The following is a 14421-nucleotide window of genomic DNA, read 5'->3' as shown; positions in this document are numbered from 1 at the left end:
ATCAAGGTAAGGTGTGCCCGGTAGATTTTTCTACGTAGTCCATGACTTGCTGAAAGGCTTCGGGGTGGCCTTGCTGATTCAAAATCATATGGGTTCCCCCCTCTGGCAAGTAAAAAGACAACCTACCATTGGGGGTAAAAGCAAAGGCACTAACACGTTCCAGATCAACTACATAAACGTTCCTCTCGTAATTAATTTTGACCCAGTACCCCACGAGCACTCCTCATTAGGATTGAAAGTATTTTAGTCTGGAGACTAAGGCTGACTTAGGCTCGGCTCTAGCGATCGCGTGGACTCATCGGCATAAGCGAGTGCCGCTTGAATAAATCCTTTGAACAGAGGATGAGGGGTACTCGGACGCGACTGAAATTCGGGGTGAAATTGCGTCGCCAAGAAAAATGGATGCCCTGGGAGTTCAACTATTTCTACTAAACGCCCATCCGGTGAAGTGCCACTGATGACGTAGCCCGTCTCTAAGAACAAGTTACGGTAGGCGTTATTGAACTCATAACGATGGCGATGCCGCTCATAAATAACTTCTTCACCATAAAGACTAAATGCAATCGTATTGGGCGAGATCCGGCAAGGATATAAACCTAGGCGCATAGTGCCGCCTAAATCTACGACATCTTGCTGCTCAGGCAACAAGTTAATCACTGGGTTTTTGGCATTGGGAGCAAACTCAGCACTGTTGGCATCCTCTAGGCCCGCCGTGTGTCGCGCCCACTCAATCACGGAACACTGCATTCCCAAGCACAAGCCAAAGAAGGGAATTTTCTTTTCGCGGGCATATTGAATGGCACTAATTTTGCCATCTACACCTCGCACGCCGAAGCCACCCGGCACGATAATGCCATCAATGTCTTGCAGATAGCTTTCGGCTCCGTAAGCTTCGATGTCTTCGGAGTTAATCCAACGCAGGTTGAGATCGGCTCCCTTGGCGATCGCCCCATGCCGCAGCGCTTCAACCACAGAGAGATAGGCATCGGTAAGCCGAACATATTTACCCACGATCGCAATGTTGACCGATTGGCTGGGACGATACAAGCGATCGACTAGGGTTTGCCATTGAGTTAAGTCAGGTTGTCGCTGGTCTAAGTGCAAAAGATCTAGCGCCTGCTGAGCTAAACCTTCTCGCTCTAAAATCAGTGGGACTTCGTAAATGCTTCTGGCATCTGGTGAGGTGATGACACATTCAACAGGAACGTCACAGAACTCAGATAACTTGTCCTTCAGACCAGGGTGCAAAGGGCGATCGCAGCGGCAAACCAAAATATCCGGTTGAATCCCAATCGAGCGGAGTTCTTTCACCGAGTGTTGGGTCGGCTTGGTTTTCATTTCTCCCGCCGCTGGAATCCAAGGCATCAGCGTGACGTGCATGTACAACACGTTCTGCCGTCCCACAGCTTTACGAAATTGGCGAATAGCTTCCAGAAAAGGTAACGATTCAATATCTCCAACTGTGCCACCAATTTCCGTGATCACCACATCAGGATTAGTATTTTTGGCAACCCGTAAAATCCGCTCTTTAATCTCGTTGGTAATATGCGGAATGACTTGCACCGTACCACCCATGTAGTCGCCCCGGCGCTCCTTGTTCAGCACCGCCTGGTAAATAGAACCAGTGGTGACGCTGTTGAGGCGAGACATGGAAGTATCGGTAAAGCGCTCGTAGTGTCCCAAGTCTAAGTCGGTTTCCGCACCATCTTCGGTCACAAACACCTCACCATGCTGGAAGGGGCTCATGGTGCCAGGGTCAACGTTAATATAAGGGTCTAACTTGAGGATGGAAACGGAATAGTCGCGAGACTTCAGCAATCGGCCCAGGCTCGCCGCCACAATGCCTTTGCCAATGCTAGAGACCACGCCACCCGTGACAAACACAAACTTAGTCATAGAATTCTAGGAGCACAGCCTTCTGGAGATCCACCCGTCAATTGTGCCACAGGCACGCCAGACCGCGTGGGCAGGGGAGTATTTTTTTGTACATTCATGTCGCTTTAGTCAATGCTTCTATAGTTCAGTTTCAATGCATAAGGACACGTAGGAGCGAGTCGCCCCTACATATGTCGTTATCTACAGCTATCAGCGGCGGAGCGCCAGAAGCAGGAAAAAGTTATTGGTCGCTAGTAGGTATCTAGTTTTCCTAACTTCTAATTCCTAGCTTCTGACCTGTGACTGGTGGCACCTCTAACTCGTATAGGCATCCATCGGTAAGCAAGAGCAAACCAAGTTGCGATCGCCGTAGGCATTATCAATCCGGGCGACTGCGGGCCAAAACTTGTTTTCGCGAGTCCAAGGGGTGGGGTAAGCTCCTCGTTCACGAACATAAGGTTTGTCCCATTCTGTCGCCATTAAAGCCGCTGCTGTATGGGGGGCATTTTTCAGCAGGTTGTTTTGCCGATCAACCTGACCCGCTTCGATTTCAGCAATTTCGGCTCGGATCGCAATCATGGCATCACAGAAGCGATCGAGTTCTGGCTTCGACTCACTCTCGGTTGGCTCCACCATGATCGTGCCGGGAACAGGCCAAGAAACAGTGGGAGGGTGGAAACCATAGTCGATCAAGCGCTTGGCAATGTCATCGACTTCGATGTCAGCCGTTTTCTTGAACTGACGCAAATCCAAAATGCACTCGTGGGCGACTAAGCCATTCTTAGCTTTGTACAGAACTGGGTAGTAGGTTTCTAGCCGCTTAGCAATGTAGTTGGCATTGAGAATGGCAACTTGGGTCGCTTTAGTCAGGCCAGTGCCGCCCATCAAGGCAATGTACATCCAAGAAATCGGTAGGATGCTGGGGCTACCCCAAGGTGCTGAGGCGATCGCTCCAATGCCTTGCTCGCTGCCAATGGGAACGATCGCATGACCTGGCAGGAAAGGCACCAGATGGGGCATAACACCAATCGGCCCCATTCCAGGCCCGCCGCCGCCGTGGGGGATACAGAAGGTTTTGTGCAGGTTCAGGTGACAAACATCGGCTCCATAGTCACCGGGACGGCAAAGCCCCACTTGAGCGTTCATGTTGGCTCCATCCAGATAAACCTGCCCGCCGTTGGCATGGACGATCGCACAAATTTCTCGGATGGGTTCTTCAAATACACCGTGGGTCGAGGGATAAGTGACCATGAGCGCGGCTAAGTTTTCTTGGTGCTGCTCTGCCTTAGCTTTGAGGTCAGCTACGTCGATGTTGCCATCGCGATCGCAAGCCACCGGAACCACTTTCATCCCTGCCATCACGGCACTGGCGGGATTGGTGCCATGCGCCGACTGTGGAATTAAGCAAACATGGCGGTGGAAATCGCCTCGCTGCTCGTGGTACTGGCGAATCACCAGCAACCCTGCATATTCCCCTTGAGAACCCGCATTAGGTTGCAGCGAAATCCCTGCAAAGCCTGTAATTTCGGCCAACCACTGCTCTAACTGTTGAAAAAGAGTTTGATAACCCTGGGTTTGGTCGAGGGGGGCAAAAGGATGAATCTGCCCAAACTCAGGCCAAGTGACAGGAATCATTTCTGCCGTGGCATTCAGCTTCATCGTGCAGGAGCCGAGGGGAATCATGGCTGTGGTCAGCGACAAATCCTTGGACTGCAAGCGATAGAGGTAGCGCAGTAGCTCCGTTTCCGAGTGGTGTTGGCTGAAAACTGGGTGGGTGAGGTAAGCACTGGTACGCGCAAAGCGATCGCTGAACTCAGCATCTACTTCTGTTGCCAATTCTTCGGGGATGAAGGGAGGAGTGTGGTTTCCAGCAAAAACTTTGAACAGCGCCAGCAAATCATCAGCAGAGGTGGTTTCGTCTAAGGAGATGCCGATGGTGTGGGCATCAATCAGACGCAAATTCATTTGATGCGCAATGCCTCGCTCCACAATATCCGTGGCTCGCTTTTCGCCTACATCCACCCGCAAGGTATCAAAGTAAGGCGCTGAACCAAGTTTGTACCCTAACCGACTCAATCCTTCTGCCAGAGTAACGGTTAAGCGATGAATACGCTGAGCAATGCGCTGTAAGCCCGTTGGGCCGTGATAAACAGCGTACATACTAGCAATGACTGCCAGGAGAACTTGGGCCGTACAGATATTGCTGGTCGCTTTGTCACGACGGATATGCTGCTCTCGGGTTTGTAGCGCTAAGCGTAAAGCAGGCTGACCTTGAGCATCTTTAGAAACACCTACCAAACGTCCAGGAATTTGCCGCTTATAAGTGTCTTTGGTAGCGAAGTAAGCGGCGTGGGGTCCGCCATAACCCAGAGGCACACCAAAGCGTTGGGTGCTACCTACCACAATATCTGCTCCAAACTCTCCTGGGGGCTTGAGTAGGGTCAAGCTCAAGAGATCCGCTGCGACTGTCACTAGCGCTTTGGCTTGGTGGGCGCGCTGAATAAAGTCTTGGTAATCGTAGATGGCTCCATCGGTGGCGGGGTATTGCAGAAGTGCCCCAAAGATCGGCTGATCGAAGGCAAAGGTTTGATGGTCGCCTACCAAGACTTCAATCCCTAGTGCCCGTGCCCGTGTCTTTACGACTTCAATAGTTTGAGGATGGCAGGCATCTGATACCCAAAAAGTTTTTTCATCCCCCTTCGCTAGCCCGTAGCTCATGCCCATCGCTTCTGCCGCTGCGGTGCCTTCATCCAGCAGTGAAGCATTAGCAATTTCCATGCCTGTCAAGTCAATCACCATCGTCTGGAAGTTGAGCAGAGCTTCCAAGCGACCTTGAGCAATTTCAGGTTGGTAAGGAGTGTACTGAGTATACCAACCAGGATTTTCCAAAATGTTGCGCTGAATCACAGGTGGCGTGATGCAGGCGTAGTAGCCCATGCCAATAAAAGACCGAAACACCTGGTTTTGGCAGGCGATCGCTTTTAGCTCTTGCAGCAATTCATATTCACTACGCCCCTCCTCCAGTTGTAGCGGTTGCTGGAGCCGAATTCCTGGGGGCACAGCTTTGTCAATGAGAGCTTCTAAGCTAGAAAAACCTAACTCGGAAAGCATTTGATCCACTTCCGCCCCACTAGGGCCAAGATGGCGGTCTGCAAATTCGTCTGTTAGGGTAAGCCCCCTTTGGGTTTGGGTTGGCTGAACACCATGAGCACCACCGTTGGTTCTTGGCAAATCAGATCCATTCACGGTTGCTTTAGAAGAAGTCACGGGTTCGATCGCTGCTAGGGGGTCAGATTTAGAATGGCTCAATCCAGTTGCACCTTGCTCGTAGGTAGAAGGCTCGGACATGAAAGACTCTGGCATGGAACTTAGGGACACAAGAAGGTCATTTCTGACCATTTTGCAACAATTTGCAATGGATAGTTGACCCTGATTTCACCAGAATACGCTTGCGTCTTTGATATTTTGCTCAGTTATTTTGCGCAACCTAATGCAGTTAACTGCTGCTACTTGGCGATCGCTTCCTCCAAGCCTTCAGGGGCCTTCTGGAAATTATTCGCCTTCGACCTGTTGGCGATATTCTTCCGCCGAAAGGGCTTCGTCTAATTCATCAGAGTCGTCAACACGGAGCTTGAGCAGCCACCCTTCTCCATAAGGATCTTCTGCTACTTGTTCCGGCGCATCCACCATTGCTGTATTGCGCTCAATTACAGTCCCTGTCACTGGAGCATTGAGATCTTCAACAGCCTTGACTGACTCAACCGTACCAAAGGTCTCTCCTTTGACTAGCTTGTCACCAATCTCAGGTAGCTCTAGAAATACAATGTCACCCAGTTGATCGACGGCAAAGGCACTAATACCAATCGTAGCGATATCGCCATCTAAGCGCACGTACTCATGGCTGTCTAGGTACTTTAGATCATTGGGATATTCAAAGGCCATACCAATTCCTCACCGGATAAGTCACTACACTTCCAATAAGCTTGCAAGATTTAGTCGGTTCTGACAATGTCTTGTAGCCTATTTGGGCATAGTAGGAAGTATTCTTGCGGGTCTTACCGCCTTGCCTCTCTCCACGCTAGTCCTCAATGAAGTCAAAAACACTCAAACGGCTGGTCTTGGGTGATTTTTCAGCCAAGCGGTTCGTACGCTCTGCCCTGTTGATCTATATAGTTCTGTGCTTTTACGCTTTCTTCTTGACTGACCGACAGATCTTTCAGCCGCAACCCGCTACTTATCAAGACACAGAGGCCATACTCAAACTCAGAACAGCAGATGGTGCCCTCATTTCAGCAACTTACCTACCCAATTCTCAGGCACGCTATACCATTCTCTACAGTCATGGTAACGCTGAAGATTTGGGGGACATTGAAGCGGCACTCACCACAATTCATGAGGCTGGTTTTGCCGTGTTTGCTTACGATTACCGAGGCTATGGCACTAGCCAAGGTCAGCCTTCTGAGCAGCATGCCTACCAAGACGCTGATGCCGCCTATACCTATCTCAGCCAAACTCTCAAAGTTCCAGCCAACCGCATTATTGCTTTAGGGCGATCGGTGGGGGGTGGCGTTGCCGTTGACTTAGCGGCTCGTAAACCTGTCGCTGGCTTAATTGTGGAAAGCTCTTTTGTCACAGCCTTCCGCGTGGTCGCCCATATTCCTATTGTCCCGTTTGACAAACTGGCTAACATCACCAAGATAAGGCAGATACACTGCCCAGTCCTGGTTATGCATGGAACTGCTGATGAAATTATTCCGTTTCAGCATGGGGAGCAGCTTTTTCAGGCGGCTAACTCGCCCAAGCAAGGCATTTGGGTCGAGAATGCTAACCATGACGACTTAATAGATGTAGCGGGTCCTAGCTATGCTAAGCACTTGCAGGCATTTGCTCAGCTGGTTCAAACTTCAGAGGCAGTATCCAAATAGGCTCAGGCGATCGCTCCTGCTAACTAAGTAATCGAGGGCGATCGCCTTGACTTTATGGATAAAAGGTTTGAAACCAGTTAAACCGTAATCGCTGAGTCAGTCTGAGCGGCGCCAACCGCACCAGAGTAAACTAAGCCCCGATGGGTATCGAGAGTCAAAATTGCGCCATCTCGAATAATTTCGGTCGCATTCTTAACTCCGACAATCACAGGTACCCCTAAACGTAAGCCAATCACTGCGGCGTGGCTAGTTAAGCTGTCGTCTTCAGTGATGATGCCAGCGGCTTTACGAATCATCTCTACATAATCAACACTGGTGCAGGAAGTGACTAAAATGTCGCCCGGATTGAAGTTACTGACTTCATTACTCGCATGAGCCACTCGTGCACGCCCACTGACGGAGCCTTGACCAATGCCGATCCCTTTGCCCAGGACAGCTGTCACCACTTCTACTTTAATTAAGTCGGTGGAGCCAGATACCCCCTGCAAAGTGCCAGCAGTCATGACGACTAAATTACCTTCAGAGAGTAGCTCTTTTTCTTGAGCGACGTTAAGCGCGGCCTGAAAAGTTTGCCCAGTAGAAGGCAAGTCCAGCACTAACAGGGGTTTAACACCCCACACGAGTTGCAACTGTCGGGCCACATCTACATGCGGGGTCACTGCCAAAATGGGGGTATGAGGCCGAAATTTAGAAACGTTACGAGCTGTGGCTCCCGTTTTGGTCAGCGTCATAATTGCAGATGCATTTAGCTGTTCGGCAATGCGAGCAACTGCTTGGCTAATGGCATTGGGGATCGATCGCCCGTCGCTTTCTAGGTTGCGGCGAATCTGCTCTTGCTCGGTACGAATCGCAATCCGGGCCATTGTTGCAACTGCCTCAATGGCATACTTACCAACTGCGGTTTCGTTCGACAACATAACGGCATCTGTACCATCCAGAATGGCGTTGGCTACGTCCGAAATCTCAGCACGGGTGGGACGCGGATTACTCACCATGCTGTCTAGCATCTGGGTAGCGGTGATCACCGGAATGCCTAACCGATTAGCTGTGGCGATCAATCGCTTTTGCAAAATGGGGACATCCTCAGCGGGTAGCTCTACGCCCAAATCACCCCGCGCTACCATGACGCCATCACAGAGGCAAAGCACATCCTCCATCTGCTCAATGGCTTCGTGCTTTTCAATCTTGGCAATTACCGGGACTTGCTTACCCGCATTGGAAATCAATTCTTTGATCTCCAGCACATCCTGGGGATTGCGGACAAAACTGAGGGCTACCCAATCAACGCCTTGGTCGAGACCAAACGTGAGGTCTTTGCGATCTTTGTCGGTCAACGCCTTAATCGACAGATAGACCCCTGGAAAGTTAACGCCCTTGTTGTTGGACAGGACGCCACCTACTACCACTTCGCAATGCAACTCTTTGCGATCGCGGTCTACTTGCTCGACTCGCATTTCCACTTTGCCATCGTCGAGCAAAATAGTGGCCCCTTCAGGCACTTCCTCTGCTAGCGGCTCGTACGTCACAGAACTGATTTCTTGCGTACCAGGGACAGCGTGACTCGTCAGGATAAAGCGATCGCCACGGTTGAGCGTAATAGGCCCGTTTTCAAACCGCCCTAACCGAATTTTGGGTCCTTGGAGATCTTGCAAAATTCCGACAGGTTGATTCAGCTCAAAAGAAATTTGCCGAATCAGACGAATACTGCGTTGATGATCTTCATGCGTTCCATGAGAAAAATTGAGACGCAGAGTAGTTGCACCCGCTTCAATCAGGGCGCGCAGAACTTCTGGGCTACTAGTAGCGGGGCCAATCGTTGCGACGATCTTTGTCCGACGCGGAGAGTTACGCAGTTGCATGGATTCCAAGAAGGTAAAAATAGACTGAAGGAGACCCTACCGCTGATGTCCTCAGGATACTGGCTTAGCGGTGACTTGCTGCACTTTTCAGCCTAGGCGTGAAATGAAAGCCTGAAGTGAAGTGCAACAAGAAAATAACTCTAAACTATCAATAGTCGCATGCGTTGATAGCAAAGAATTAACGGCTGAGGAAAATGCTGTTGCCTCTTTGCAAGGCGGCAACAGGGATACTACCACGTTTGGCTAGTCCCTTTTGCAAAAACCTGCAAGGGCAAGCGACAGAATCTTTAGGTGCCTTCAGTCTCTAGGGTGGATTTAATCAGGTTTAGTAGGCTTAGTTGTTCAGGGCGCTAAAAAAACTAATCTGCAAAACCCACCCTACTTTAATCTTTACCTAACGAAAATTAGCTGGATTGAGGCGAGGACTGTTGCGAGTAGACATACCTTGACCTAGCTTGTTGCCTGTTCCACCATCAGCGGGATCGAGGAAGGGTCGTAAGTTGATGTTGCTAGAACGCTCCTGTCGCTCACCTAGAAGCGAGACACCTAAGTTAACCAATTCGTCCAACTTGTCACCCCCTCGGCTACTGCCGCCTACACGACTATTGCCTACACGACTGCTACTTACAAACGTATTAGCAGCTTGAGTTTGTTGGCCGCTGTCAGCAATCGTCAAGTTTTGAAAGACGCGATCGCGAGTCGTCAGTGGGTCTTGATTCGGCGGGACTGTCAGAACGATGCGGCAAGTTGAATTTTTCTCGGTGGTAACACAAACTGTGTTGTAGTTATTTTCCACCGCTGTTCGCATTTCCTGTAGGCCATCAGGACGGTAGAACTCTAGGCGACGACTGATTTCTTGACAACGAGCTTGAGGAGTCCAACCACCGCCTAGTTGGCTGGGTGTCGCCCAAGGATAGGATTCGCTGGGACGGCTCTCTGGGTGATAAACCACCGTGTACTGGCCATTGAGCATCTCACAAGTAAAGCGGGGTCTATTTGCTAGGCCAGTTTGAGGGGAGCCGCTAGTTGGATTCGTGGCGGGGGCAGACTCTGAATTCTCAGGCTCTGTTTGTACTTGAATATCCTCTGATGCTGATCCAGAACTGCTAGGTGTGGCAGCGATCGCGCTACTAGCCATACCTGCGAGCAAACCACTACCCAAGAGCACCGCAGTTCCTGTAGCCAAACTTGTGGCCTTAAAAGTGAGAAACGTTAGCTTGAAACGACCTTGAGCATCACCTTGAGATTGTAATAACACCATAATCAAAGCCCCTTCAGAGTGAATGACAACTAATCACCGCAACAGCACCACCCCTGATGCAATAAAGCCCTAATGCGACAAAGCACTCCTACAACCCTGATCACATTCAGACCTAGCATTTACATCGGAAGATCTGCCAACCTAGGAGGATGATTTCACCGAGTCTTCATTGAAGTTGGGTTTCTGCTGAAGTGTTTAAAGCTGAGGTTGTCAAGCAACGTCCGTGAACGTCTGAGGTTAAACTGTTCTTGTTGCTCTAAAAATTGGCTCAAATTATTTACTTGACGCTACTGTTAGCGAAGCTCTGATTAGATGAGCTAGTTTCACAAAACTTTATTATTAAGCATTCGTATCGTATACTACGCGAGGATGACAAAGAAGGAGTATGGATACGATGTCGGAGGCAGTGAAGCCCCTGACAGTGCCGAAGGAGTTAATGGGTCCTCCGGGTCAATTTAACCCGACGCTGCTAATGTTCCTGGCAGCGGTAGCCATAGAAATCCTGTCGATACTGGGTTACTGGTGTTGGGAATGGCTTGACTGGTGCTGCTTTACCATGACTGTCATTGCTCTACATATGGTGGGAACTGTGATTCATGATGCGTCCCACAATGTGGCTCATCGCAATCGCATCATCAATGCCGCTATTGGGCATGGCAGTGCTTTAATGCTGGGTTTTTCTTTCCCAGTCTTTACACGCGTACATATGCAGCACCATGCCAATGTGAATGATCCAGACAACGACCCCGATCATTTTGTTTCGACCGGGGGGCCGCTCTGGTTTATTGCCGCTCGTTTCATGTACCACGAAATTTTCTTTTTTCGCCGTCAGCTATGGCGGAAGTACGAACTGTGGGAGTGGTTTCTCGGTCGCTTAGCCGTTGCCGCGTTGATTTACACAGCCTGCCAGCACGACTTCCTGGGTTACATTTTTAATTTTTGGTTTGTGCCTCTAGCGGTTGTGGGCTTAGCTCTAGGCTTATTCTTTGACTATTTGCCCCACCGACCTTTTCAGGAGCGCGATCGCTGGAAGAACGCTAGAGTTTATCCCAATCGGATTCTGAACCTGCTGATTATGGGTCAGAATTACCATTTGATCCATCATTTATGGCCTGCTGTTCCTTGGTATAACTATCAGCCTGCCTACTATGCAACTCAGCCTTTGTTAGATGCTAAGGGTTGCCACCAATCACTGGGTTTATCGCAGTCCAAAGACTTTTGGCACTTTATGTATGATGTCTTCCTAGGCATTCGCTGGCATCGTCCGCGATCGCCGGAACCTCCAGAAGCAACTGCCCCTATTAGCCAGGTTAGCCAAGCCAACAGTAGCTTAGAGGTAACTCAGGGCTTAGAAGTTCACAGTTAAGCAACCCATTTAACCCCCGTCTAAACAACTAAAAAAGGGAGCAGAGTTAAATCTGGCTCCCTTTTTTGAGGATTTACTGGTTAGCGATGAGACTTGGCGACGGGGGAGGCTAAGCCTGTTTGGGCCAAGATCCAGTCGGGTCTTAAGCTTCTGGCCTGCCGCAGATAAGGGTGATGGATTTCCACGTTCGGATTTGGGGTATTGAAGTGAATTAAGAAGCGAATACAACGCTCTAAACTGCCTTCGACATGCATTTGTTGCACATCTAGTAAAGGAACGTTTTGCCAACGGGGACGTTCACGCGCTACTGAAGCCGGGAAGATGGCGTCCAAGTCGCGGGTAACAGAGAACGTCGCACTGATAATTTCTTCTGGATCGAGTTGATTGTGAGCTTCTAACTCATCTAACAGCTCAGCGACTGCTTCTCGAATTGCCTCAGCCGTGTTGTCTGAGGCAGTTGTTGCACCACGAATTGCCCGAACTCTCCATTCCACGCCCTCATCCTCCGTCATGTGATTAAACCAATATTCATCAAGTTGGATTTTTATGGCTCAGATCATCTAACCTGAGCGATCGCAACGATAACTGAAAATCTTGACAACGCGAGCCAATGTTAACAAAATCTAGGATTTTCAAGGCTTTAAATTGTCAATTTTAGGCAAATTGGTCGCTAGGGTCGGTAAAGCCACAAGGGCAGACCACTGGTAGACAACTCAAACTCCATCCAATCGAGGCCAGCTCTCATCCCTGAACTCCCTGAGCGGGTTTGCCCGGTACTAGGAACAACGCGACTCCAGAAGGGTTTGCGTTCCTCCAAGTTGTAGCAACGAGTTTTTTCTGGATCAAGACCTGCAAGTTCCGCCGCCCAACGACGAGCATCTTCTTCGGTGCCTAAGCGATCTACAACTCCTAGTTCTAGGGCTTGCTCACCCGTAAAAATTCGTCCATCCGCAAAGCTTTTAACTGTATCCACTGCCAGCTTACGGGCTTCAGCCACCGTCTGCACAAATTGTAAGTAACTCGTGTCAATCATTGCTTGCAGAATGCTAGCTTCTGACTCTGTCAGTTCTCGGTCAAAAGCCAAAATGTCTTTGTAGGGACCAGATTTAATCACCTTGAAGGAAACGCCTACTTTTTCTAGAAGCCGTTCCAAGTTGTTGCCCCGAAGAATCACCCCAATGCTGCCAGTAATGGTACCCGGATTGGCCACAATATAATTTGCGCCCATGCCGATATAAACGCCACCCGATGCAGAAATATTGCCGAAGCTGGCAACAATTTTGATTTTTTCGCTCAGACGTTTGAGCGCACTGTAGATTTCCTGAGAGTCCCCAACAGTACCGCCAGGACTGTCAATCCGTAGAAGCAGAGCCGGAAATTCTCTTTCTTCCACCGTTTTGAGGGCTTCCAGAACTCGCTTGCGGGTAGCTCCTGCGATCGCCCCTGAGACTTCAATGCGAGCAATTTGTTTTCGAGACCGAGGCTTGAAAGGCCAAATCATGAGTAATTGAGAACCAGTACGAAATGATGTCAGTCAATTTTGAGGAGGCAACCGACTCAGACTAGGATGACAGCCCAAGTTTTCAGCTTTCCTCAAGGAGCTGAAGCTGACCAGCAGGTTAGAAGTATTGCACTGTTAGCTGGAGCGGTCTGACTCCTAGTGTGCCTTAATTCTTGGACGATTGGATTGAAAAGGTTGGGGTTGCTACTGTCAAGGTGGCTATACTCTTCTAGATGCAATAGATGCAACGCTTAATAGGCTCCTCAGAATTAGCCGTTTGCCTGAACCTCGGCAGCGTAGTGGTAAACCCGAGTATGTTTATGTAAGCTACTTAACATAACTACATGCCTCAGTACAATCAGTAAAGACCTACTACGAGCTGTCACGAGCTGTGGCTCAGTTCTCTCGAACACTCAGCATCCTAGATCAGATCAGGATGCGGGCCTCAAGTTTAGTGTTTGGCACCGCCCAGCCTTTCCCGGAGTTATTGCATGCCTCTAAAACCCTCTGACTCAAAGTTAGCTGTAGCACCGCTCCTCTTGATTGCGCCTTTTTTCCTTTGGGGCACGGCGATGGTAGCAATGAAAGGAGTCATTCCGCAGACTACCCCTATGTTTTTAGCAGGGGTGCGCTTGGTGCCTGCGGGGATGATGATTTTAGCGATCGCAGCGCTGATGCAACGACCGCAACCACGGGGATGGGCAGCTTGGCTAGGAATTCTGAATTTTGCCTTGGTAGATGGAGCCTTATTTCAAGGCTTTTTAGCGGAAGGCTTGACCCGAACCAGTGCGGGGTTGGGTTCAGTCATGATTGACTCTCAGCCATTGGCTGTGGCTCTGCTGGCCTGTTGGTTGTTTGGCGAACACATTGGTTTATGGGGTTGGCTCGGTCTAAGCCTAGGGGTGTTGGGGATTAGCTTGCTAGGGCTACCCGATGAATGGATTTGGGGGTTACTGCAAGGAAATTTTGCGATCGCCTCCTTACCCTCCGGATCGGAGCTACTACACCAACTGTTTCAGAATGGCGAATGGCTAATGCTTTTAGCGGCTCTGTCTATGGCGGTAGGAACGGTCATGGCCCGCTTAGTTTTCCGCCATGCCGATCCAGTCACCGCAACGGGCTGGCATATGATATTGGGAGGTCTACCACTTTTCGCGTTTTCGTCGTTGTGGGAGTCCGATCAGTGGGTGCATCTTGACTTCTCCGGATGGATGGCATTGAGCTATTCCACGATCTTTGGCAGTGCGATCGCCTATGGGCTGTTCTTTTACTTTGCCTCTAGTGGTAGCCTCACCAGTCTAAGTTCTTTGACGTTTTTGACGCCTGTGTTTGCCCTGCTATTTGGTAATTTATTCTTAGCGGAAGTATTAAGTCCTTTGCAGTGGTTTGGGGTCGGTCTGACATTGGTCAGCATCTATCTCATCAATCAGCGCGAGGCGATCGCTCAGAAACTGCAACGCTCTGCCGTAGCGGAGCCAACTGCCCTAACCGAGGGAAATACCTCTCCTGTCGAGCGATCGCCCCAACCTGCAAGTAATATCAGTAATATTACGAGGGTGCCTCTACCAGTAACCGAATCAGAATCTTAGATTTAGCGGTGATTGGCGATTAGTACGAGTTATGAATCGTCGTAC

Annotated in this window: 11 protein-coding genes; 3 read left to right on the top strand and 8 right to left on the bottom strand. The window is 49.9% G+C overall.

All coding sequences use genetic code 11. From position 1 onward, the window contains the following. Position 1: 1 nt before the first annotated feature. From KME12_06970 to gcvH, 4 genes are all read right to left on the bottom strand, one after another. Positions 2 to 214, bottom strand: a complete 213-nt coding sequence (locus tag KME12_06970; protein ID MBW4487515.1) for a hypothetical protein — start codon at positions 212 to 214, stop codon at positions 2 to 4. Between the two features lie 41 nt (positions 215 to 255). Then, positions 256 to 1896, bottom strand: a complete 1641-nt coding sequence (locus KME12_06965) for a CTP synthase (GenBank protein MBW4487514.1) — start codon at positions 1894 to 1896, stop codon at positions 256 to 258. A 294-nt stretch (positions 1897 to 2190) separates the two neighbouring features. Continuing rightward, positions 2191 to 5223: an aminomethyl-transferring glycine dehydrogenase gene (gene gcvP, locus KME12_06960; GenBank protein MBW4487513.1), complete on the bottom strand. Its 3033-nt coding sequence runs from the start codon at positions 5221 to 5223 to the stop codon at positions 2191 to 2193. A gap of 204 nt (positions 5224 to 5427) precedes the next feature. After that, positions 5428 to 5817 (bottom strand): glycine cleavage system protein GcvH, encoded by a 390-nt coding sequence (gcvH, locus tag KME12_06955; GenBank protein MBW4487512.1) that lies wholly within the window; start codon positions 5815 to 5817, stop codon positions 5428 to 5430. Between the two features lie 146 nt (positions 5818 to 5963). On the opposite strand from gcvH, the gene KME12_06950 reads away from it, so the two are divergent. Then, entirely contained in the window at positions 5964 to 6800 is an 837-nt protein-coding gene (locus KME12_06950; GenBank protein MBW4487511.1) for an alpha/beta hydrolase, read from the top strand. 77 nt (positions 6801 to 6877) lie between these two features. Here KME12_06950 and pyk read toward each other — a convergent pair whose 3' ends face one another. After that, entirely contained in the window at positions 6878 to 8659 is a 1782-nt protein-coding gene (gene pyk / locus KME12_06945; GenBank protein MBW4487510.1) for a pyruvate kinase, read from the bottom strand. 394 nt (positions 8660 to 9053) lie between these two features. Then, the gene (locus tag KME12_06940; protein ID MBW4487509.1) at positions 9054 to 9797 is read right to left on the bottom strand and encodes a COP23 domain-containing protein; all 744 of its coding nucleotides are present in this window, start codon (positions 9795 to 9797) and stop codon (positions 9054 to 9056) included. Between the two features lie 517 nt (positions 9798 to 10314). Between KME12_06940 and KME12_06935 the strand changes: the two genes are divergently transcribed. Further along, the gene (locus KME12_06935) at positions 10315 to 11286 is read left to right on the top strand and encodes a fatty acid desaturase (GenBank protein MBW4487508.1); all 972 of its coding nucleotides are present in this window, start codon (positions 10315 to 10317) and stop codon (positions 11284 to 11286) included. An 80-nt stretch (positions 11287 to 11366) separates the two neighbouring features. Here the strand turns inward: KME12_06935 and aroH are convergent, their stop codons facing one another. Both aroH and sppA read right to left on the bottom strand, forming a co-directional pair. After that, positions 11367 to 11798, bottom strand: a complete 432-nt coding sequence (gene aroH, locus KME12_06930) for a chorismate mutase (protein ID MBW4487507.1) — start codon at positions 11796 to 11798, stop codon at positions 11367 to 11369. A gap of 158 nt (positions 11799 to 11956) precedes the next feature. After that, on the bottom strand, positions 11957 to 12787 hold the full coding sequence (gene sppA / locus KME12_06925) for a signal peptide peptidase SppA (protein ID MBW4487506.1): 831 nt from the start codon (positions 12785 to 12787) through the stop codon (positions 11957 to 11959). A 491-nt stretch (positions 12788 to 13278) separates the two neighbouring features. On the opposite strand from sppA, the gene KME12_06920 reads away from it, so the two are divergent. After that, entirely contained in the window at positions 13279 to 14376 is a 1098-nt protein-coding gene (locus tag KME12_06920) for an EamA family transporter (protein MBW4487505.1), read from the top strand. Positions 14377 to 14421: the final 45 nt, after the last annotated feature.

The organism is Trichocoleus desertorum ATA4-8-CV12 (genome assembly GCA_019358975.1).
GTDB classification, from domain to species: domain Bacteria; phylum Cyanobacteriota; class Cyanobacteriia; order FACHB-46; family FACHB-46; genus Trichocoleus; species Trichocoleus desertorum_A.
This window is presented reverse-complemented; position numbering and strand designations above follow the sequence as displayed.

Excerpts from the sequence above, each read along its gene's own strand:
- sppA (MBW4487506.1), bottom strand. The coding sequence starts at position 12,787 with ATGATTTGGCCTTTCAAGCCTCGGTCTCGAAAACAAATTGCTCGCATT.
- gcvP (MBW4487513.1), bottom strand. The coding sequence starts at position 5,223 with ATGTCCGAGCCTTCTACCTACGAGCAAGGTGCAACTGGATTGAGCCAT.
- KME12_06950 (MBW4487511.1), top strand. The coding sequence starts at position 5,964 with ATGAAGTCAAAAACACTCAAACGGCTGGTCTTGGGTGATTTTTCAGCC.
- KME12_06965 (MBW4487514.1), bottom strand. The coding sequence starts at position 1,896 with ATGACTAAGTTTGTGTTTGTCACGGGTGGCGTGGTCTCTAGCATTGGC.
- KME12_06940 (MBW4487509.1), bottom strand. The coding sequence starts at position 9,797 with ATGGCTAGTAGCGCGATCGCTGCCACACCTAGCAGTTCTGGATCAGCA.
- KME12_06935 (MBW4487508.1), top strand. The coding sequence starts at position 10,315 with ATGTCGGAGGCAGTGAAGCCCCTGACAGTGCCGAAGGAGTTAATGGGT.
- KME12_06920 (MBW4487505.1), top strand. The coding sequence starts at position 13,279 with ATGCCTCTAAAACCCTCTGACTCAAAGTTAGCTGTAGCACCGCTCCTC.
- gcvH (MBW4487512.1), bottom strand. The coding sequence starts at position 5,817 with ATGGCCTTTGAATATCCCAATGATCTAAAGTACCTAGACAGCCATGAG.
- pyk (MBW4487510.1), bottom strand. The coding sequence starts at position 8,659 with ATGCAACTGCGTAACTCTCCGCGTCGGACAAAGATCGTCGCAACGATT.
- aroH (MBW4487507.1), bottom strand. The coding sequence starts at position 11,798 with ATGACGGAGGATGAGGGCGTGGAATGGAGAGTTCGGGCAATTCGTGGT.